This window comes from Roseomonas sp. BN140053, from assembly GCF_047690175.1.
In the GTDB taxonomy this organism is placed as follows: Bacteria; Pseudomonadota; Alphaproteobacteria; order Acetobacterales; family Acetobacteraceae; genus Roseomonas.
In genome coordinates this window covers 34,883-54,851 of record NZ_JBLLEB010000002.1, presented here as the reverse complement: position 1 = coordinate 54,851, position 19,969 = coordinate 34,883, and the positions used below count along the sequence as shown (strand labels likewise).

19 protein-coding genes are annotated in these 19,969 nt (G+C 75.0%); 3 read left to right on the top strand and 16 right to left on the bottom strand.

Annotation, left to right across the window (positions count from 1 at the left end; genetic code table 11):
• Positions 1 to 139: 139 nt before the first annotated feature.
• Both ACLIBK_RS02395 and ACLIBK_RS02390 read right to left on the bottom strand, forming a co-directional pair.
• Positions 140 to 760 carry a DUF1194 domain-containing protein gene (locus tag ACLIBK_RS02395; RefSeq protein WP_415385615.1) on the bottom strand — a complete coding sequence of 207 codons (621 nt, stop codon included), beginning with the start codon at positions 758 to 760 and terminating at the stop codon, positions 140 to 142.
• Positions 761 to 798: 38 nt separating this feature from the next.
• Positions 799 to 1,014: a DUF1289 domain-containing protein gene (locus tag ACLIBK_RS02390; RefSeq protein ID WP_415385614.1), complete on the bottom strand. Its 216-nt coding sequence runs from the start codon at positions 1,012 to 1,014 to the stop codon at positions 799 to 801.
• Positions 1,015 to 1,123: 109 nt separating this feature from the next.
• On the opposite strand from ACLIBK_RS02390, the gene ACLIBK_RS02385 reads away from it, so the two are divergent.
• The gene (locus ACLIBK_RS02385; RefSeq protein ID WP_415385613.1) at positions 1,124 to 2,824 is read left to right on the top strand and encodes a formate--tetrahydrofolate ligase; all 1,701 of its coding nucleotides are present in this window, start codon (positions 1,124 to 1,126) and stop codon (positions 2,822 to 2,824) included.
• Positions 2,824 to 4,020 carry a methyltransferase domain-containing protein gene (locus ACLIBK_RS02380; protein ID WP_415385612.1) on the top strand — a complete coding sequence of 399 codons (1,197 nt, stop codon included), beginning with the start codon at positions 2,824 to 2,826 and terminating at the stop codon, positions 4,018 to 4,020. The genes ACLIBK_RS02385 and ACLIBK_RS02380 overlap by 1 nt, the downstream gene beginning before the upstream one ends.
• A gap of 49 nt (positions 4,021 to 4,069) precedes the next feature.
• Here the strand turns inward: ACLIBK_RS02380 and ACLIBK_RS02375 are convergent, their stop codons facing one another.
• The 12 genes from ACLIBK_RS02375 to ACLIBK_RS02320 all read right to left on the bottom strand — a co-directional run bounded on the left by ACLIBK_RS02375 (position 4,070) and on the right by ACLIBK_RS02320 (position 17,495).
• Positions 4,070 to 4,837 carry a cellulose synthase operon protein YhjQ/BcsQ gene (locus ACLIBK_RS02375; RefSeq protein ID WP_415385611.1) on the bottom strand — a complete coding sequence of 256 codons (768 nt, stop codon included), beginning with the start codon at positions 4,835 to 4,837 and terminating at the stop codon, positions 4,070 to 4,072.
• The gene (locus tag ACLIBK_RS02370) at positions 4,834 to 5,736 is read right to left on the bottom strand and encodes a GTP-binding protein (protein WP_415385610.1); all 903 of its coding nucleotides are present in this window, start codon (positions 5,734 to 5,736) and stop codon (positions 4,834 to 4,836) included. Before ACLIBK_RS02370 ends, ACLIBK_RS02375 begins: the two co-directional genes overlap by 4 nt.
• A gap of 42 nt (positions 5,737 to 5,778) precedes the next feature.
• Positions 5,779 to 7,848, bottom strand: a complete 2,070-nt coding sequence (gene flhA, locus ACLIBK_RS02365; RefSeq protein ID WP_415385609.1) for a flagellar biosynthesis protein FlhA — start codon at positions 7,846 to 7,848, stop codon at positions 5,779 to 5,781.
• Positions 7,849 to 7,914: 66 nt separating this feature from the next.
• A complete protein-coding gene (locus tag ACLIBK_RS02360; protein WP_415385608.1) occupies positions 7,915 to 9,324 on the bottom strand; it encodes a sigma-54 dependent transcriptional regulator in 1,410 nt (469 codons plus the stop codon).
• Positions 9,325 to 9,326: 2 nt separating this feature from the next.
• The gene (gene fliN, locus ACLIBK_RS02355; protein WP_415385607.1) at positions 9,327 to 9,647 is read right to left on the bottom strand and encodes a flagellar motor switch protein FliN; all 321 of its coding nucleotides are present in this window, start codon (positions 9,645 to 9,647) and stop codon (positions 9,327 to 9,329) included.
• The gene (locus ACLIBK_RS02350) at positions 9,644 to 10,321 is read right to left on the bottom strand and encodes a hypothetical protein (RefSeq protein WP_415385606.1); all 678 of its coding nucleotides are present in this window, start codon (positions 10,319 to 10,321) and stop codon (positions 9,644 to 9,646) included. The genes fliN and ACLIBK_RS02350 overlap by 4 nt, the downstream gene beginning before the upstream one ends.
• Positions 10,321 to 11,310: a flagellar motor switch protein FliG gene (gene fliG / locus ACLIBK_RS02345; RefSeq protein ID WP_415385605.1), complete on the bottom strand. Its 990-nt coding sequence runs from the start codon at positions 11,308 to 11,310 to the stop codon at positions 10,321 to 10,323. Before fliG ends, ACLIBK_RS02350 begins: the two co-directional genes overlap by 1 nt.
• Before the next feature lie 2 nt (positions 11,311 to 11,312).
• Positions 11,313 to 12,962, bottom strand: a complete 1,650-nt coding sequence (gene fliF / locus ACLIBK_RS02340; protein ID WP_415385604.1) for a flagellar basal-body MS-ring/collar protein FliF — start codon at positions 12,960 to 12,962, stop codon at positions 11,313 to 11,315.
• A 263-nt stretch (positions 12,963 to 13,225) separates the two neighbouring features.
• Entirely contained in the window at positions 13,226 to 14,188 is a 963-nt protein-coding gene (locus tag ACLIBK_RS02335; protein ID WP_415385603.1) for a GDP-mannose 4,6-dehydratase, read from the bottom strand.
• The gene (gene gmd / locus ACLIBK_RS02330) at positions 14,188 to 15,168 is read right to left on the bottom strand and encodes a GDP-mannose 4,6-dehydratase (RefSeq protein ID WP_415385602.1); all 981 of its coding nucleotides are present in this window, start codon (positions 15,166 to 15,168) and stop codon (positions 14,188 to 14,190) included. The genes ACLIBK_RS02335 and gmd overlap by 1 nt, the downstream gene beginning before the upstream one ends.
• 39 nt (positions 15,169 to 15,207) lie before the next feature.
• On the bottom strand, positions 15,208 to 16,395 hold the full coding sequence (locus tag ACLIBK_RS02325; protein ID WP_415385601.1) for a glycosyltransferase: 1,188 nt from the start codon (positions 16,393 to 16,395) through the stop codon (positions 15,208 to 15,210).
• Complete coding sequence (locus ACLIBK_RS02320) at positions 16,392 to 17,495, bottom strand: glycosyltransferase family 4 protein (RefSeq protein WP_415385600.1); 1,104 nt, start codon at positions 17,493 to 17,495, stop codon at positions 16,392 to 16,394. The genes ACLIBK_RS02325 and ACLIBK_RS02320 overlap by 4 nt, the downstream gene beginning before the upstream one ends.
• A 271-nt stretch (positions 17,496 to 17,766) precedes the next feature.
• On the opposite strand from ACLIBK_RS02320, the gene ACLIBK_RS02315 reads away from it, so the two are divergent.
• Complete coding sequence (locus ACLIBK_RS02315) at positions 17,767 to 18,114, top strand: MmcQ/YjbR family DNA-binding protein (RefSeq protein WP_415385599.1); 348 nt, start codon at positions 17,767 to 17,769, stop codon at positions 18,112 to 18,114.
• A gap of 21 nt (positions 18,115 to 18,135) precedes the next feature.
• Here ACLIBK_RS02315 and ACLIBK_RS02310 read toward each other — a convergent pair whose 3' ends face one another.
• Both ACLIBK_RS02310 and ACLIBK_RS02305 read right to left on the bottom strand, forming a co-directional pair.
• Positions 18,136 to 18,555 (bottom strand): PaaI family thioesterase, encoded by a 420-nt coding sequence (locus tag ACLIBK_RS02310; RefSeq protein ID WP_415385598.1) that lies wholly within the window; start codon positions 18,553 to 18,555, stop codon positions 18,136 to 18,138.
• Positions 18,552 to 19,958 carry an MATE family efflux transporter gene (locus ACLIBK_RS02305; RefSeq protein WP_415385597.1) on the bottom strand — a complete coding sequence of 469 codons (1,407 nt, stop codon included), beginning with the start codon at positions 19,956 to 19,958 and terminating at the stop codon, positions 18,552 to 18,554. The genes ACLIBK_RS02310 and ACLIBK_RS02305 overlap by 4 nt, the downstream gene beginning before the upstream one ends.
• Positions 19,959 to 19,969: the final 11 nt, after the last annotated feature.

The following is a 19,969-nucleotide window of genomic DNA, read 5'->3' as shown; positions in this document are numbered from 1 at the left end:
GAAGCCGCGCGTCCGGCCCGCGCCGGTCGCGGCGGGTGGCCCGGCCCGCGCCTGCCGCGGCGCGATGCCCGGCCCGTACCGGTCGCGGCGCAAAACTTGGCCCGTGCCGGTACGGGCACCGATGCCGGTCTGGGCCGGGTCAGACGGCGAGGCTGCCCTGGATTTCCCGCGCCAGCTTGCGGGCGATGGCCTCGGCGAAGTCGTTGTAGTCGGCGCAGGACAGGGCGAAGGCGCCGGGGCCGCCGATCACCTCCGCCTCGTAGTGGGCGAGGAGGTCCGGCTCCTCGTTCAGCACGGCCAGGCCGTTGATGGTGACCCCGGCGCCCACACCCAGGTCGCGCACCGGGCCGGACGGGCGGCCGGTGTTGCCGGCGCCGTCGCCCGACACGTCCAGCACCAGCCGCGACGCCTCGGCCGGGAAGCGCCCGAGGATCGCCAGCCCGGCCACCAGTCCTTCCCCCAGGGCGGTGGCGCCGGGCGGCAGCAGCCGGGGGCAGTTGTCCACCGCCTCCGCCAGGGCATTCGCGGCGGCGGCGCCGTTCACCACCTGCCAGTCCACCCCCACTGCCTGGGCGCCGGGGCCGGACCATTGCAGCAGCGCCACCGCCACCGCGCCGCGCGGGCCGGCAGTGGCGGCGGCCAGGATGCCCGGGTCGCGCCAGGCGGCGGCGAGCCCGCCCATCATCAAGCCGAATTCCCCGAAATCCACGGAAGCGGACACGTCCACCGCGAGGCACAGGGCGAGATCGACGGGCTGCATCGGGTTCCCTCGCGGCTGGCAGGCCGGTGTGGCGCGCTTCAGCGCGTCGCGTCGCGCCCGACCCGCAGACCCGCCTGCCGCATCGCCCGCAGCCGCGCGCGCAGGCGGCCCAGGATGCCCGGCCGCGTGTCCGGCCGTCGCTTCCAGTTCCGGCAATCGGCGCGGGAGCGGGCGCAGCCCCGGCACCACCCGGTGGCCGGGTCGAAGCGGCAATACCCCGTGCAGGGGTTCTCGAGGGTCCGGGGTTCCGCCATGCCCGGCCATATGGGGCGGCCCCTGCCCGGGGAAAGCGTCGCCTCGGCTTGCCCGGCGCGGTCGGGCGTCGTAACCGCGGAACACCCCCGGGGAGCGCGCAAACACCGCATGGCCACCGACCTGGAGATCGCGCGCGCCGCCACCCTGCGCCCCATCGCCGACATTGCCGCCCGGGCGGGCATCCCGGAGGCGGCGGTGGAACCCTTCGGCCGGTTCAAGGCCAAGCTGGACCCGGCCCGCATCCCCGGGCGCGGCAGCGACCCCGGGCGCGGCAGCGACCCCGGGCGCGGCGGGAGCGGCGCGCTGGTGCTGGTCACCGGCATCAGCCCCACCGCCGCCGGCGAGGGCAAGACCACCACCACCATCGGCCTGGGCGACGCGCTGAACGCGGGGGGCACGCGGACGATGATCTGCCTGCGCGAGCCCTCGCTGGGGCCGTGCTTCGGCGTAAAGGGCGGCGCGACGGGAGGCGGGCGGGCGCAGGTCGCGCCGATGGAGGAGATCAACCTCCACTTCACCGGCGACTTCCACGCCATCACCAGCGCCAACAACCTGCTCTCCGCCATGGTGGACAACCATCTGCACTGGGGCAACGCGCTGGGGCTGGACCCGCGCCGGGTGAGCTGGCGCCGCGCGGTGGACATGAACGACCGCGTGCTGCGCGACGTGCTGGTGGGGCTGGGCGGCGTCGGCAACGGCATCCCGCGCGAGGACGGCTTCGACATCACCGTGGCCAGCGAGGTGATGGCGATCCTGTGCCTGGCCGAGGACCTCGCCGACCTGCAGGCGCGGCTGGGGCGGATCATCGTCGGCCATCGCCGCGACGGCACGGCGGTCACCGCCGCCGACCTCAAGGCGCACGGCGCCATGGCGGCGCTGCTGCGCGAGGCGATGCTGCCCAACCTCGTACAGACCCTGGAAGGCAGCCCGGCGCTGGTGCATGGCGGGCCCTTCGCCAACATCGCGCATGGCTGCAACTCGGTCGCCGCGACGCGGCTGGGGCTGCGCCTGGCCGATGTGGTGGTGACGGAGGCCGGCTTCGGCGCCGACCTCGGCGGCGAGAAGTTCTGCGACATCAAGTGCCGCCTGGCCGGGCTGTCGCCCGCCGCCTGCGTGGTGGTGGCCACGGTGCGCGCGCTGAAGATGCATGGCGGCGTGGCGCGCGCCGAGCTGGACCGCGAGGACGTGGCCGCGGTGCGGCGCGGCGTCGTGAACCTGCAGCGCCACGTCGAGAACATGCGCCGCTTCGGCCTGCCGGTGGTGGTGGCGCTGAATCGCTTCACCACCGACACCGAGGCCGAGTTCGCCGCCGTGCGCGAGGCCATGGCGCCGCTGGGCACGGAGGTCGTGCTCTGCACCCATTGGGCCGACGGCGCGGCGGGGGCGGCGGAGCTGGCCCGCGCCGTGACCGGGCTGATCGCCGCGGGGGAGGCGCGGTTCGCGCCGATCTACGGCGACGATCTGTCGCTGGAGGAGAAGATCCGCACCGTGGCGCGCAGGATCTACCGCGCCGCGGAGGTGTCCTTTCCGCCTTCCGTCTCGGCCCGGCTGCGGCGCTTCGAGGAAGCGGGGTTCGGCCACGTCCCCGTCTGCATCGCCAAGACGCAGTATTCCTTTTCCGCCGATCCCGCGCTGCTCGGCGCGCCCAGCGGCCACGTGCTGCCGGTGCGGGAGGTGCGGCTTTCCGCCGGCGCCGGCTTCGTGGTGGCGGTGTGCGGCGAGGTGATGACCATGCCCGGCCTGCCGCGCTCGCCCGCCGCCGAGCGCATCGGGCTGGACGCGGAAGGACGGATCGAGGGGCTGTTCTGATGGCCGACGTCCTGGCGCTGCTGCGCGCCGGGGCGGCGCGGCATGCCGCCGGGGCGCTGGAGGAAGCGGCGGCGCTGTACGACCAGGTGCTGGCGCTGGACCCGGCGCAGCCGGACGCGCTGAACCTGTGCGGCGTGCTGGCGCGCCAGCGCGGCGAGGTGGAGGAAGCGGCGCGGCTGACCGGGCAGGCCCTGGCGCTGCGGCCCGAGGCGGCGGTGTTCCTGGCCTCGCACGGCGCCTCGCTGGCCGAGCTGGGCTGCCCGGCGGAGGCGGCGCCGCTGCTGCGGCGCGCCGTGGCGGCACGACCGGCGGACGCGGTGTCGCAGCGCAATCTCGGGCAGGTGTTCTCCACACTCGGCCGGCCGGACCAAGCCCTGCCGCACCTGCGAGCGGCGCTGGACCTCGCCCCCACGGCGGAAGGCTGGCTAGCGCTGGCGCATGCGCTGCGGCAGCTCGGCCAAGCCGGCGACGCGGTGGCGGCAGCTCGGAGGGCGCTGGACGGGGCGGAACCGGCGGTGGCGGCGCAGGCGCGGTTCCTGCTGGCCTCGCTGGGGGAGGAGGCGGTGCCGGAGCGTGCCCCCGCCGGCTACGTGCGCGACCTGTTCGACCGCTATGCCGGGCATTTCGACACGCATCTGGTGGACGTGCTGGGCTACCGCACCCCGGCGCTGCTGGCGGCGCTGGTGGACCGGGCCGGGGTCGTGCCGGAGGGGTCCCTGGAGGTGCTGGACCTCGGCTGCGGCACCGGCCTGTCCGGCCGCGCGCTGCGGCCCTTTGCCCGGCGGCTGGAAGGGGTGGACCTGTCGCCGCGCATGCTGGCGGAAGCGCGCCGCACCGGGCTCTACGAGGCGCTGCACGAGGCGGACCTGCTGGAGTTCCTGCCCGGCCGTCCCGCGGGTTTCGGGCTGGTGGCGGCGGCGGACGTGCTGAACTACCTCGGCGATCTCGCACCGGCCCTGGCCGGTATCGCTGCGGCCCTGCACCCCGGCGGGGTGGCCGCCTTCAGCCTGGAGGTGGGCGGGGTCGCGCCCTTCGAACTCGGCGGCGGGATGCGCTTCAGGCATCACCCCGAACACGTCGCGGGGCTGGTCGAGGCCGCCGGTCTGGTGTCCCTGGCGCGGGAGGAGGCCGTGCTGCGACGGGAACACGAGGCGGAGGTGCCGGGCCTGCTGCTGGTGCTCCGCAAGCCCGGCTAGACCCGCCGCCGCGGCCGCGCGGTGCCCAGGCGCACCGGCACCGGGCGCTTCACCCCAGTAGGCCGCGGCACAGGGTTTCCACATCCTCCGCCGCCGGGGCGTTGGGGTGGCGGGTCAGCAGCGGGGTTTGCCGGCGGATGGCGTCGCGCACCTTGGCGTCGCGCCGGATCACCCCGGCCAGCGGCACTTCGCGTCCCAGGAAGTTGGTGCAGGCCCGCGCCAGCGTGGCGTGGGTGCGGGCGCCCGCCGCGGGGTCGGCGGCCATGTTCACCACCACCCGCGCGTCGCGACCCGGCGCGTCGCGGCCGTGCAGCTTCAGCACGGCATAGGCGTCGGTCAGGCTGGTGGGCTCGTCCGTGGCCACCACCAGCAGCGTGTCGCAGGCCGCGGCCAGGCCGCGCGCGGCGGGGTCCAGCCCGGCACCGATATCCAGCAGCACGTCGTCCCATTCCGCCGTGGCGCCGCGCAGCAGGGCGGTGAGCCGCTCGCTCCAGGCCAGGGCGGCGTGCGCCATGGCGCCGGAACCGGAACGGCCGGGCAGCACGTGGAAGCCGGCCGGGTGGCGCTGCGCCGCCTGCGCCAGGGTTGCCCGCCCCACCAGCACGGCGTCCAGGTCGCAGCTGGCGCTGAGGCCGATCTGCACGTCCACGTTGGCCAGGCCGAGGTCGCCGTCGGCCAGCAGCACGCGGCGCCCGGTGCGGGCCAGGGCATGCGCCAGCGTCACCGCGAACCAGGTCTTGCCGACGCCGCCCTTGCCGGACGCGATGCCGAGCAGCCGCCCGCGCGGCACCGGGGAATGCGAGAGGGCTGCGCTCATGCGGCGACGTCCTGCGAGACGGGAGGGCAGAGCCGCGCGGCCAGCCAGTCCGGGGTCAGGGGGGTGAGGCCGTCCGCGGCGCCGGGGCCGGTGCCGGCCTCGCTCAGCGCCAGCGGCCCGGCCTCGGCCGCCGCCAGCACGGAGCCGAGGCGGCGGGCGGAGTCGAGGCGGGTCGGGATCATGCAGCGCGCGCCCAGGGCGGCGAAGGCGCGGGCCAGCTCCGCCGCCTCGGCCGCGTCCAGCCCGGCGGGCAGCACCAGCACGGGGGCGGCATCGGCGGCGCGCAGCAGCGCCAGCAGCGCTTCCGCCTGCTTGCCGTCGAAGGGGTCGCAGCCCGCGGTGTCCAGCAGCACGGGCTGCCCGGGCTGCCGCCGGTGCAGCGCCCGCGCCACCTGCGCGGGAGAAGCGGCCACGGCCAGGGTCAGCCCCAGCAGCCGGGTGAAGGCCGCCAGCTGTTCCGCCGCCCCGGCGCGGGCGGCATCGGCGGTGACCACCACGGGGGACTTGCCCGCCAGCACCAGCCGGGTGGCCAACTTGGCGCAGGTCAGCGTCTTGCCGGCCCCGGGCGGGCCCACCAGCGCGATGCCGCGCGCCCCCGCATCGGGCAACGGCGCGAAGGGCAGGGCGGCGGCCAGCGCCGGCGCCAGCGGCCCGCGCAGCCGCCCCGCCAGGGCAGGGGGCAGGTTGTGGCGCGCCAGGGCGGCATCGGGCACCGCGAAGGGTGCGGCGAGCGGCTCGGGCGGGATCAGCAGCGGCTCGTCGCCTTCCAGCGCCGCCGTCACCTCCACGCCGGTGGCGGTGCGGCGGTTGGACAGGATCACGGCGTCCGGGCCCAGCTCGATGCGGACCAGCGCCATGGCCTCGGTCATGCCGGAAGCGTGGAAGATGCGGAGCCGCATGCCCGCGACCCTAAGCCCGCACCGCTTGCCGTCCGGTGAAGATCACAGCACGCCCACCGTGCGGATGCGCACGCGGGGGTGGATTTCCGCCTGCGCCAGCACGCAGGTGGAAGGGCGGAAGCGTTCCACGATGGCGCGCACGTGCGCCCGCACGCCGCCGGAACACACCAGCACCGGCGACTCGCCGGCCGCGGCGGCCTTGTCGAAACTGTCGCGCACCCGCTGCATGAATTCCTGCAGACGCGACGGCATCATGGCGAGCTGCCGTTCCTCGCCCGGGCCGATCAGCGCCTCGGCGAAGGCCTGCTCCCACTCGGCCGAGAGCGCGATCATCGGCACGTACCCGCCGGGGCCGCGCGCGGCATCGCTGATCTGCCGCGACAGCCGCGCCCGCACCACGCCCACCATGCCGGGGATCGAGCGCAGGCCGGAGGCCAAGGCTTCCTGCATGCCTTCCAGGATGGTGGGCAGGTCGCGCACGGAAACCCGCTCCGTGAGCAGCGCCTGGAGGACGCGCTGCACGGTGCCGGTGGTGGCCTGGGCGGGGATCAGGTCGGCCACCAGCTTGCCGTGCTCGCGCGGCAGCTCGTCCAGCAGCTTCTGCGTTTCGGCGTGGCTCAGCAGCTCCGCCACGTTCTCGCGCACCAGCTCAGTCAGGTGGGTGGCCAGCACGCCGGCGGCGTCCACCACCGTGCAGCCCAGGGCCAGGGCGTGCTCGCGGTGCATCTCCTCGATCCACAGGGCGGGCAGGCCGAAGGTGGGTTCCTGGCAGGTCTCGCCGGGGATGTTGGGCGTGTTGCCGGAAGGGTCGATCGCCAGGTGCAGCGGCGGCCGCAGCTGGCCGCGCCCGGCCTCGATCTCCTTGACGCGGATCACGTAGTGGTCGGGCGGCAGTTCCAGGTTGTCCTGCAGCCGCACGGAGGGCAGCACGAAGCCCAGTTCCTGCGCCACGGTGCGGCGGAGGTTGCGGATCTGCTCGGTCAGCCGCGGCGCCTCGCCCGCCGCCAGCGGCAGCAGCCCGTAGCCGAGTTCGAGGCGCAGCTGGTCGATGCGCAGGGTTTCCGCCACCGGCGGCTCCGCTGGGGCGGGCGGCGGCGCGGCGGCGATGGCGGCCTGCTGCACCTGATCCTTGCGGCGGAACCAGGCCAGCGCGCCGGCGCCGCCGGCCAGGGCCAGGAAGGGCAGCATCGGCATCCCCGGCAGCAGCGCCAGGCTGGCCGCGGCGCCGGCCACCAGCGCCAGCGGCTTGGCCCCGCCGCCGAGCTGTCCCACCAGTGCCTTGTCGGCTGTGCCTTCCGTGTTGCCCTTGGTGACCACGATGCCCGCGGCCACCGACACCAGCAGCGCCGGGATCTGGCTGACCAGCCCGTCGCCGACGGTGAGGACGGAAAAGGTCGTCACCGCCTCGCCGAAGGGCAGGCCGTGCCGGCCGACGCCGATGGCGATGCCGCCCAGCAGGTTGATCGCGGTGGTGATCAGCCCGGCGATGGCGTCGCCGCGCACGAACTTCGCGGCACCGTCCATGGCGCCGTAGAAGCCGCTCTCGGCTTCCAGATCCTTGCGGCGGATCTTGGCCTCGTTCTCGTCGATGATGCCGGCGCTGAGGTCGGCGTCGATCGCCATCTGCTTGCCGGGCATGGCGTCGAGCGAGAAGCGCGCCGCGACCTCGGCGATGCGGCCGGACCCCTTGGTGACCACCATGAAGTTCACCACCAGCAGGATTGCGAACACGATCATGCCCACCAGCACGTCGCCGCCCATCAGGAAGGACCCGAAGGCGGACACCACGGCGCCGGCGGCGTGATGCCCCTCATGGCCGTGCGTCAGGATGCCGCGGGTGGTGGCGACGTTGAGCGCGAGCCGCAGCAGCGTGGTCAGCAGCAGCAGCGTCGGGAAGGAGGTGAAGTCCAGCGGGCGCTGCAGGAACAGCGCCGTCATCAGCACCAGCACGGACAGTGTGATGGAGATGGCCAGCCCCGCGTCCAGCAGCACCGGCGGCAGCGGCACCACCATCACCGCGATCAGCGCGACGACGCCCAGGGCCAGCCCGACATCGCTGCCCAGCCGCAGCGAGGCCAGCGGCGCCGGCAGGCGTCCGATCAGCGCGTTCATGCGGGATCCCTCATGCCGGAACCTTCACCCAGGGGCTGCCGCGCCGCGCGTCCCATGCGGGCGCGATCAGTCCGCGAAGGCCGGAAAGGCGGCCAGGGGCTGCTGGTTGGGGGCGAGCGGCACTTCCGCCCCGGCCGCGCGGTATTCGTGCAGCTTGTTGCGCAGCGTGCGGATGGAGATGCCCAGGATCTCCGCCGCGCGGGTGCGGTTGCCCAGGCAGTGGCCCAGGGTTTCCAGGATCAGCGCGCGCTCCACCTCCTCCATGCGGCGTCCCACCAGGGCGGCGACGCCACCGCCGGCGGGGCGGGCGGCGGGCGGCGGGGGCGCGCCGTCAGCGGCGCCGGGGCCCGCGACGGCTTCGGCCGGCGCGAACAGGCTGGGGGCGTCCAGCTCGATCGCCTCGGCGCCGATCTCGTCGCCCGCGGCCAGCAGCACGGCGCGGTGCACGGCGTTCTCCAGCTCCCGTACGTTGCCGGGCCAGGCATGCCCCAGCAGCATCGCGCGGGCCTGGGGCGAGAAGTCGCGGCGGTCGAAGCCGTTGGCGTCGGCGTAGCGGCGGGCGTAGTGCTCGGCGATCGGCAGGATGTCGGCCGGGCGCTCGCGCAGCGCCGGGATGCGCAGCGACACCACGCGCAGGCGGAACAGCAGGTCCTCGCGGAAGCGGCCGGCGCGCACCTCGGCGCCGAGGTCGCGGTTGGTGGCGGCCAGGATGCGCACGTCCACCTTGACCGGCGCGGTGCCGCCCAGGCGGTCCACCTCGCGCTCCTGCAGGACGCGCAGGATCTTGGCCTGCAGGCGCACGTCCATCTCGCCGATCTCGTCCAGCAGCAGCGTGCCGCCCTCGGCCTGCTCGAACTTGCCGCGGCGGGAGGCGACGGCGCCGGAAAAGGCGCCCTTCTCGTGGCCGAACAGCTCGGATTCCAGCAGGGTTTCCGGCAGGGCGGCGCAGTTCAGCGCCACGAAGGGGCCGTTCGCGCGGCGGGAATGAGCGTGGATGTGGCGCGCCAGCACCTCCTTGCCGGTGCCGCTCTCGCCGGTGATCAGCACGCTCGCCTCGGCCCGTGCCACCGCCTCGGCGCGGGCCAGCAGCGCGGCCATGGCGGGGTCGCGGTGCACGGGGCCGTCGCCCTCGCCGGCGGCGGCCTGCAGCATGGCCGCGATCAGGTCGGCCTCCGGCGGCAGCGGCAGGAATTCCTTGGCGCCGGCGCGGATGGCGCGCACCGCGGCGGTGGCGTCGCTGGTGCGGCCGCAGGCAATCACCGGGCAGTGGATGCGCTCGGCGTCCAGCCCCTGCACCAGCCAGCCCACGTCGTGCTGCACGTCGCACAGGATCAGGTCGCAGCCCTCGCTGCGCGCCCGGCCCATGGCGGCGGTGACGCCGTCCGCCTGCGCCAGCCGCGCGCCGCGGGCCGCGGCGATGCGTGCCGCCTGGCCCAGCTCGCCTTCCAGGCTGCCCACGATGAGGAGGCGCGGCACGGCTAGAGCCTGTCCGCCTTGACGATCTCGGTCATGGTCACGCCCAGGCGGTTGTCGTCCACCATCACCACCTCGCCGCGCGCGACGAGGCGGTTGTTGACGTAGATGTCCACCGCCTCACCCAGGCGCCGGTCCAGCTCCACCACCGCGCCGCGGCCGAGCTTGAGCAGCTGGCTGACCTGCATGGTGGCGCGGCCCAGCACGGCGCTGACCTGCACGGGAATGTCGTAGACGGCTTCCAGCCCGGCGGCGCTGCTGCCCGTGCCGCTGCCCGGCTTGTCCGACGCGCCGCCGGGCGTGAGGGGTTCGAAGTTGCCGCTCATGGGGAATTCTCCAAAAGGTCGAGGGAAGCGAGGATGTCGTGGATCGCGGCCCGGCGCTGGGCCAGGTCGAGCGCCAGCGCACCGCCGCGCCAGGCGATGCGCGCGTCACCCGGGGCCAGGGCGGGGTCGGGCTGCACGGGCAGGCCGCTGCCGGCCAGCCGTTCTTGCGCCGCGTCCAGCAGGTCGGGCGGCACCAGCACCGTGGCGCCTTCCGGCGCTTCCAGCACCGGGCCGAGCTGTGCCACCAGCTGGTCCAGCAGCTCCGGCGCGGCCCGAGCGGCGGCGCCGGGCAGGGCGGCGTCCAGCATCCGCAGCAGCAGGCGGCCCAGCGAGAGCGCATTCTGCTCGGCGGCCGCCGCGGCCTCCGCCGCCGCCTCGTCGATGCGGTTCAGCGCCTCGGCCAGGATGTCGTTCAGCAGCGCGGCGCTGGAGGCCAGCGCGGCGGCGCGGCCTTCCGCCTCGCCCAGGGCGCGGCCCTCGGCCAGGGCGGCCTCGCGCGCCACGTCGAGCAGCAGGTCCACCTCCTCCGGCGTGGGACCTTCGGGGCGCGGCGGGGCGGCGGCGGCGTCCAGGTCGGGCAGGGCGAGGCCGGACAGCACGGGCCGGGCCATGGCCGCCGGGCGGGCGGCGCCGAGGGTGAAGGCCTGGAAGGGCAGGGGCGCGGGCTGGGGCATCAGCCGACCATCGCCTCCTGCCCGTCGGCCATCTGGATCTGGCCCTGGGCCGCGAGGTCCTTGGCCAGGGTGACGATGGCGGCCTGCGCCTCGTCCACGTCGCGCAGCCGCACGGGGCCGAGGGCGGCGATGTCGTCCTTGAGCATCTTGGAGGCGCGCTCGGACAGGTTCTTGAAGAACATGGTCTTCACGCCCTCGCTGGCGCCCTTGAGCGAGAGCGCCAGCTTGTCCTTCTCCACCGTGCGCAGCAGCATCTGCACGGACGCGCCGTCCAGCCGCTGCAGGTCCTCGAAGGTGAACATCAGCCCGCGGATCTTCTCGGCGCTGTCGCGGTTGCGCTCTTCCAGCGCGGCCATGATGCGGCCCTCGGCGGTGCGGTCGAGGTTGTTGAAGATGTCGGCCATCATCTCGTGCGCGTCGCGGCGGCTGGCGCGGGCGAGGTTGCTCATGAACTCCGCCTTCAGCGTGCGCTCGACGCCTTCCAGCGCTTCCTTCTGCACGGTTTCCATGCGCAGCATCCGCATCACCACTTCCATGGCGAAGCCCTCGGGCAGTAGCGCCAGCACGCGCGCGGCGTGGTCGGGGCGCACCTTGCTCAGCACCACCGCCACGGTCTGCGGGTATTCGTTCTTCAGGTAGTTCGCGAGCACGGCCTCGCTGACATTGCCCAGCTTGTCCCACATGGTGCGGCCGGCGGGACCGCGGATCTCCTCCATGATCTGCGCGACGCGTTCCTTGGGCAGCGTCTTGAGCAGCATGCGCTCCGTGGTTTCGAAGGAGCCGACGAGGTTGCCGGCGCTGGCCATGTTGGCCACGAACTCGCCGCACAACTCCTCGATGGCGCTGGCCTGCACCGTGCCGAGCTGCGACATCGCCGCCGACACGTCGCGGATCTCGTCCTCGTGCATGCGGGAAAACAGCCGCGACGAGGTTTCCTCGCCGATCGCCAGCATCAGGGCCGCGGCCTTCTGGGCACCGTTCAGGGCCATCGTCACTCCTCCGCCGGGGTCAGCCAGCGACGCAGCACGCCCATGGCTTCCTCGGGGTGCTTCTCGATGAGGTCGTTGATGCGGGCGATGGAGGAGGCCCGCATCTGCCCTTCGATCTTGGCGATGCTGATCATCTCCTCGGCCTCGCTGGATTCCAGCAGGCCCGCGGGCTCGGCGGGGCCGGGCAGCGCCGTGCCGCCGGCCCGCCCGGCCAGCGCCGCGGGGCCGCCCTGGCCGGGTGCGGGCAGGGTGCCCGCCGGGGCCAGCTGCAGCGTGGCGCTGAGCTGCCGCGCCAGGGGACGGGCCACCAGCAGCAGCGCCAGCAGCGCCACCAAGGCGAAGATGCCGCTCTCGGTCAGCCGGGCCAGGGTGGCCGGGCCCAGCGGCAGGCCGAAGGCGCCGGCGGGCGCCGCGGCCTCAGCCTCCGCCGCGGCGAAGCGCATCGACACCACCTCGACCTTGTCGCCGCGCCGCTCGTCGGCACCCACGGCGGAGCGCACCAGCGCGCCGAGCCGGGCCAGCTCCTCGGCGGTGCGTTCGCGGAAGCGCGGCGCGGCGCCTTCCTGCGGTTCCCAGATGCCGTCCACCAGCACGGCCACGGAGAGCCGCTTGAGCACCGGCTGGTCCCGCACCGCGGAGCGCACGGTCTTGCCGATCTCGTAGTTGGTGGTTTCCTCGTTGCGGCTTTCCTGGCTGCGCTCGCCGCCGCCCGCGGCCTCGGCGCCCGGCAGCTGGTTGGCCACCGACACGTTGCCGGCCTCGCCGGAACGCGACTGTTCCTGGTTGCTCTGGGTGCTGCGGGCGACCTGGTTCTCGGGGTCGAAGCGCTCCTCGGTGGTCTGGACGCGGTCGGCGTCCATTTCCACCGTGGTTTCCACCCGCACGCGGCCGGGGCCGAGGGTGCGCTCCAGCAGCTCCTCCACCCCACGGGACAGGCGCAGCTCCTGGGCGCGTCGCGCCTCGTCCAGCGTGGCGGCCGCGGTGGGGCCGGTCAGCGCCTGGCCGCCGCGCGCCAGCAGCTCGCCGCGGCTGTCCACCACGGAGATCGCCTGCGGCTTCAGCCCCGGCACCGCCGTGGCCACCAGGTGCAGCACCGCCTGCACGCCCTCGCGGTCCAGCCGCTGGCCGCCCTGCATGGCCAGCACCACGCTGGCCTGTGCTTCCGCGGTGCGGCGCGAGAAGGCTTCGCGCTGCGGCAGCACGAGGTGGACGCGGGCGCTGCGCACGCCGGCCAGCCCCTGGATCGTCCGGGCCAGCTCGCCTTCCATGGCGCGCACCCGGTTCACGTCCTGCTGGAAGGGGGTGGTGGTCAGGCTCTCGCCGCGGTCGAAGATTTCCCAGCCGACATTGCCGCCGGCAGGCAGGCCTTCACGGGCGAGGCTCAGCCGCAGCCGCGGCACCATCTCCTCGGGCACGCTGACCGTGGAGCCGCTGCGCGACAGCTGGAAGGGCACGCGCTGCCGTTCCAGCGACTGCACCACGGCACCGGCGTCGCGCGCGTCGAGGTCGGAATACAGCGGCGCCATGGGCGGGCTGCCGGCGCGAAAGGCCAGGAAGCCCAGGCCACCCAGCAGCAGCAGCGCCACCGCCGCCAGCGCGCCGAGCCGCAGCGGCCCCAGCGCGCGCAGCTGGGCCGTTACCTGCCCGAGCAACGCGATCCCTTTCTTCGGGCGTCCTGCGACCGAGGCATCCCTAGCACTCCGCTCCGGCATTCTGCCGAGGCGGCAAGTTTTGCCGGGTCCGGGTTAAGGAAGCGTTGCTCGCGGCGGTGCGGCCTGGCCGTTCAGGGGCGGGGCCGAGGGGCGGTCCCCGGCCGGGTTTTCGCCGATCCGCGGCGTGCCGGCCTCGGTGGGGCCTGACGGCCGGCCGCGCAGGGCCGCGCCGTTCGGGCGCGGTGTGCGGGGAAGGCGCCGCGTCAGCCCGCGGCGACGCGCCCGCGCCAGTCCTGCAGCACGTCGTCCAGGGTCTGCGCCCAGGGAGTCGAGGGTTCCCAGCCCAGCGCTTCCCGCGCCGCGCGGGCATCGCCGGCGGTGCGTTCCACATCCGTGGGGCGCAGGCGGCCGGCATCCTGCTCCACGCGGGCGGCGATGCCGGCGCGGGCCAGCAGTGCGTCCAGGATGTCGCCCACCCGCTGCGGCCGGCCGGTGGACAGGTTGAACACCGCGCCCGGCGGCAGGGACGGGGCCGCCAGCGCCAGGGCGTAGGCGGCGCACACGTCGCGCACGTCGATGAAGTCGCGCCAGCGGTCCAGGGCGCCGGTGCGCAGCAGCGGTTCCTGCTTGCCGGCCTCGATCAGCGCCACCTGCTTGGCGAAGGCGGGCACCACGAAGCCGTCGGACTGGCCGGGGCCGGTCTGGTTGAAGGGGCGCAGCCGCACGGCGTTGAGGCCGCGCAGGCTCAGCTCGCCGATCGCCAGGTCGGCGGCCGCCTTGGACGCGGCGTAGGGATTGGCCGGGCGGGGCAGCGCGTCCTCGGCCAGCGGGGTGCCGGCCTGGAAGCTCAGCCCGTAGATCTCGGCGGAGGAGACGTGGACGAAGCGGCGGCCGGGAAGGGCGCGCAGCATCGCCTCGCCCAGGGCGAGGCTGCCGTCCAGGTTGACCCGCCAGGTCCCCGCCGGGTCGGCGAAGGACACCGGCACGGAGGCCTGCGCCGCCAGGTGCAGCACCGCGTCGGGGGCGATGCGGCGCAGGCTGTCTTCCAGCCCCGGCGCCAGCAGGTCGAAGGGCACCGTCTCGTCGGCGCCCGCCACGTCGCCGCGGCGGGACGCCGCCACCAGGGTCGCCGCCGGGAAGTGCTGCCGCAGCGCCGGCAGCAGGTGCCGGCCGACGAAGCCGCCGGCGCCGGTGACCAGGATACGCCCGGGGGCGGCGGCCGACATCAGCGCAGCTTCGAGCGGTGCCGGAACAGGTCGGCCTCGACCATCTCCCCGATCATGGCCTCCAGGCTGGTCTCGGCTTCCCAGCCCAGCTTCTGCTTGGCCTTGGTTGGGTCGCCCAGCAGCACGTCCACCTCGGCCGGGCGCAGGAAGGCGGGGTCCACCTTCACGAACTCCTCGTAGTGGAGGCCGACATGGTCGAAGGCCGCCTTGCACATGTCGCGCACCGTGGTGGTGCGGCCGGTGGCCACGACGTAGTCGTCCGGCACCTCCTGCTGCAGCATCAGCCACATCGCCTTGACGTAGTCGCGGGCGTGGCCCCAGTCGCGCTTGGCGTCCAGGTTGCCCATCTTCAGCTCGGTGGCGAGGCCGAGCTTGATGCGCGCCGCGCCGTCCGTGACCTTGCGGGTGACGAACTCGATGCCGCGCAGCGGGCTCTCGTGGTTGAACAGGATGCCCGAGGACGCGTGCAGCCCGAAGGATTCGCGGTAGTTCACCGTCATCCAGTGGGCGTAGAGCTTGGCCACCGCGTAAGGGCTGCGCGGGTAGAAGGGCGTGGTCTCGCTCTGCACGGGCTCCTGGATCAGACCGTACATCTCGCTCGAGGAGGCTTGGTAGAAGCGCGCCTGCGGATGCGCGATGCGCACGGCTTCCAGCATGTTGCCGGCGCCCATGGCCGTCACCGTGCCGGTCAGCAGCGGCTGGTTCCAGGAGGTCTTCACGAAGCTCTGGGCGCCGAGATTGTAGATCTCGTCCGGCTTGATCTCCTGGCAGGCCCGGATGAGCGAGCTCAGGTCAATCAGGTTGCCGTCCACCACCGTGATCTGCCCGGCGATGCCCAGCCAGCGCAGGCGCTCGTCCACCACGTCGGCGGAGGACGAGCGGCGGACGAGGCCGAACACCTCGTAGCCCTTCTCCAGCAGCAGCTGCGACAGGTAGGCCCCGTCCTGTCCCATCACCCCGGTGATCAGCGCTTTCGGCATCAAGGCATCCCGTTTTCGGCAGAAGTTTCGGGGTGCCGTTTACCCGCGCTCGCCGCCCCTGGCCAGCACGGAGGCACCGAGGGCGGCGGGATAATCCGGCGGCGGCAGCCGCTGCGGCGGGGGATGGCGCAGCCCCGGGTCGGCCGCCAGGCGGCGCAGGATGGCGGCGGCGGCGGCGATGTCGGGCTCGGCCCAGCAGGTGTCCGGGTGGTGGTAGGTGCTCTGCGGGTCGCGGGCGGGGACGAGGGTCCAGGGCACGGGGAAGCAGCCGGGCCCGGCCATGAAGTCCGTGTTGCCCGACCAGCCCGTGGCCACGGCGGGCCGGCCGAGCGCCATGGCCTCGGCGATGGCCAGGCCGTAGCCCTCGGCGCGGTGCAGGCTGACCAGGGCATCGCAGTTCCGCATCAGCGCCCAAAGGTCGCGCCGGGGCAGGGCGGCGTCTAGCACGCGGACGTTGCCCTGCGCAGCCGCGGCCCGCGCTACCGCCGCCCAGGCCGGGCCGGCCGCCGCCGTGCCGTGGGTCTTCAGCACCAGCAGGCGGTCCGGATCGTTCCCGAAGGCGGCCGCATGGGCGGCGATGGCGCCGCGGGGGTTCTTGCGCGCCAGCGAGGAGGTGGCGTCGAAGATCGCCAGGGACACGAAGGCGTCCGCCGGCAGGCCGAAGGCGTCGCGGCCCAGCGGCGAGGGATCCGGGGCCGGCGGCGGGTGCGGCACCACCGTGACCGGCGGCCCGCCGGGGCGGGTGAAGGCCGCGGCGCAGAAGCGGCTGGGCGCCCAGATGCGGTGGCAGTGGCGGAAGCCGCGGTCCCAGTCGGCGGGCAGGGCGGGCAGCTCCCAGGCCCAGTAGGCGATGATCCGCTTGTGCCGCAGGGCACGCCGCCCCAGCACCAGCAGCGCCCAGGGCAGCATCGGGCCGTTGACGTGCAGCACCACCGTGCCCGGCCCCGGCGGCAGGGCGGGCGGTGGCCCGGCCGGCCCCTGGCGCAGCGGGCCGGTGAGGTCGACGGAACCGGGCTGCAGGCCCTGCTCGCGCATCGCGTCCAGCATGCGGCGGGCGCCGGCGCCCAGCCCGGTGGGGGCGCCGAGGAAGCCGGCCACGTGCAGGGAACCCTCGCCCGCAGGTTCCGGCCGATCCGGGCGCGGCGCCAGCAGCGCGGTGCCGCCGAACAGCGCGTCCCGACGCAGCCGGCGGGGGATGCGCTGCCAGATCCGGTGCAGCAGGCTCATGCCGCGCCGAGTCCCAGGCCGCGCAGCTTCTCCACCAGCGTGGCGGCCTGCGCGTCCCAGTCCGCCAGCCGCAGCCCTTCCGCCCGCGCCGCTTCCGACAGGGCGGCGCGGCGGGCGGGGTCGAGAACCGCCGCCATGGCCTGCGCCAGGGCTTCGGGCGTGGCGGCCTCGGCCAGCAGCCCGGCCTGCCCGGCGCGCAGCTGTTCCGCCAGGGCGCCCACGGGGGTGGCCACCACCGGCACGCCCAGCGCCAGGGCCAGGGGCAGCACGCCGGACTGGCTGGCCTCGCGGTAGGGCAGCACCACGGCCCAGGCGGCGGACAGCAGCGCGGGCATGCCGGCATCGGGCACCCAGCGCTGTTCCACCGTCACGCCCGGCAGCTCCGCCAGGCCGGGCGCGCAGCTTTCCGCGTCGCCCTCGCCCACCACGCGCAGGGTGGCGGCGGGGTGCCGCTGGCGCAGCAGGCGAAAGGCGTCGCGCAGCAGGTCCAGCCCCTTGTAGGCCCGCAGCCGCCCGAAAAAGAGGAACTGCCCGGGCACCGGCGCCGCGGCGGGGCCGTTCCCGGCGGCCGGCAAGTGCGCCCCGAGCGGCATCCGCAGCACCGGCAGGTCGGGCCGGATCGCTGCGACCGCCGCCGCCACGGGGGCGGAAAAGGCCAGGGCGGCGCGGGCGGCGCGCAGTTCCGTGCGCAGGCGCCAGTTCCACAGCAGCGCGGGATCGCCGGGATGCGGCGCGGCGTCGTGGATGGCGGCCACGAAGGGGACGCCGGCGGCAGGCAGGGCAGGGGCCACGAGCGGCGTCCAGACGTGGTTCATGGCCGAGAGCACCAGGTCGGCGCGCATCGCCCGCGCCTGGGCCAGCAGCCGCGCCCGCAGCGCCGGCATCCGCAGCGGCCCGAGCAGGGCGCCGGGCAGGCCCTTGAAGGTCGGCACCACGTCCAGCGCGGCGTCGATCTCGCGAAAGGCGTCCAGGGATTCCAGCCGGTCGGCCAGCGACAGCCCGAGGGCCACGTCGGGCCGCCGCGCCAGGGCGCGCGCGAGGCACAGCGCGTACTGCGCGCCGCCGCCACGCCGGCCCCAGTACCACAGCAGAACACGCATCCCCGGCGCCTACCACCCGGCGGGGGGCGGGGCAAACCGGCGGGGGCGTGGCGTCCGGCTTGCGTCATGAGCGGCCGCCGGCCCGGCGCCCCCGGCATGGTCTCAGACCGCACGTCCCGGCCCGCACGAACCGTCCGGCATAGTCGCGCCGGCACGGTCGCGGTCGCGCGGTTACGGCGGCGCGGTCCCGTCGGCAGGGGCCGCACCGGCAGGGCCGCACCGGCACGGGCCGGCTGGCCTGGTTGCTCGGGACCCGCCTAGGCTGCCGGGCATGGCGAGTTCCATCACCCGCAAGCTGCGTGCGATCTGCCTGGCCCTGCCAGAGGCGGCCGAAAAAGAAACCTGGGGCAGGCCGACCTTCCGGGTGCGCGACCGCATCTTCGCCATGGAACGGCACGACGACGGCCGCCCGGCGGCGTGGTGCAAGGCGCCGCCCGGCAGTCAGGCGGTGCTGGTGGGCGCCGATCCCGACCGCTTCTTCGCGCCGCCCTATGTCGGCCCCAAGGGCTGGATCGGCATCCACCTGGACGCGCAACCGGACTGGGAGGAGGTGGCCGGGCTGCTGCGCCGGTCCTTTCGGCTGGTGGCGCCGAAGCGGCTGGCCGCCCTGGCCGGCTGAACCCCGCGGCGCCGGCCCGTTTCAGCCCAGCACGGCGCAGGTCAGGCGCGACACGCAGGCCAGCTTGCCGTCCTCGCGGCGGATCTCGGTCTGCCAGACCTGGGTGGAGCGGCCGAGATGCAGCGGCCGGCATTCCGCCGTCACGCTCTGGCCTTGCGGCACGGCGGCGCAGTGGTTGGCGTTGATCTCCAGCCCCACGGGGCGCTGGTGCTCCTCCAGGGTGAGGAGGCAGGCGGTGCTGCCGACCGTTTCCGCCAGCACCACGGAAGCGCCGCCGTGCAGCATGCGCCAGGGCTGCACGTGCCGCTCGTCCACCGGCATGGCGGCGCGCAGGAAGTCCGGCCCGACCTCCAGCACGCGGATGCCGAGCAGCCCGGGCAGGCAGCCCTCCATGCGGGACTGGATCTCCTCCACCGAGACCGGGCGCTTCCAGATGCTCATGCCACTCTCCCTGCCGGCAGGGCGGCCGGCGCGAAACCCTTCGACAGGCGTGCCCAGCGCCAGGTCAGCAGCACCGACACCAGCGCGATCCCCGCCGCCAGCCCGGCCCAGACGCCCAGCGGGCCCCCGTTCAGCGGCCCCGACAGCAGCCAGGCCGCCGGCAGCCCCAGCACCCAGTAGCCGCAGGCGGCCAGCCACATCGGCACCCGCGTGTCCTTCAACCCGCGCAGCGCGCCGCCGGCCGCGGTCTGCACCCCGTCCGCCAGCTGAAAGGCGCCGGCCACCGCCAGCAGCGTCGCCGCGAGCGCCATCGTGTCCGCCGCGCCCGGCGCGCGCGGGTCCAGGAACACCGCGACTACGGCGGCGGGAAACAGCACCAGCGCGGCGGCGCAAACCAGGGCGAAGCTCGCGGCCAGGGCGATCGCCGTCCAGCCCGAGCGCTGCGCCGCGGCGGGCTGGCCGGCGCCCGCCGCCAGCCCCACCCGCGCCGTGGCCGCCTGGCCGATGCCCAGCGGCACCATGAAAGTCGCGCTGGCGACCTGCAGCGCCACGGCATGCGCCGCCACCGCCCCGGTGCCGAAGCGCCCCATCAGCAGCCCCACCGCGCTGAACATCCCGATCTCCAGCACCATGGTGCCGGCGATCGGCAGGCCGAGCCGCAGCATCTCCCACAGGCGGGGCACATCCGGGCGCCACAGCCGGCCGAACACGCGGTAGCGGCGGAAGCGCGGGTGCCAGGCGCAGACCAGCCCCAGCCCTACCAGCATGAACAGGTCCGACACCGCCGCCGCGACCCCCGCGCCCACGGCACCCAGGGCGGGGGCGCCGTATTCGCCGAAGATCAGCAGCCAGCCCAGCGCGGCGTTCAGCGCCACCGCGCCCAGCACCACCAGCAGCGCCGGGCGCGGCCGTTCCAGCGCCGACAGGAAGGAGCGCAGCACCAGGAAGCCGAAGAAGCACGGCATGCCCCAGACCATGGCGCGCAGGTAGCTCTGCGCCAGCGCCGCCAGGGCGGGGTCCTGGCCCAGCGCCACCAGCACCGGCCCGGCGTGCCAGCACAGCAGTGCCGGCGGGATGCAGGCCAGCAGCGCCAGGTGCAGCGCGGCGCGCAGGGAACGGCGCATCCGCCGGATCACGCCGCGCCCGCCGGCGCCGCGTTCCTGCGCCAGCACCGCGGCCGCGGCGAAGGCCACGCCGAAGCCCGGCGCCAGTGCCGCCCACCACAGCGCCGAACCCAGCGTCACGGCGGCCAGGGCTTCGGTGGACAGGCGGCCGAGCAGGGCGGTGTCGGTCACCGTCAGCGCGATCTGCGACAGGTTGGTCAGCGCGATGGGCCAGGCCAGCACGAGAGTCGCGCGGGCCTCGGCGGTCCAGGCGCGCGCGCCGGAAGGAAAGGGCTGCATGGCCGGCGCGG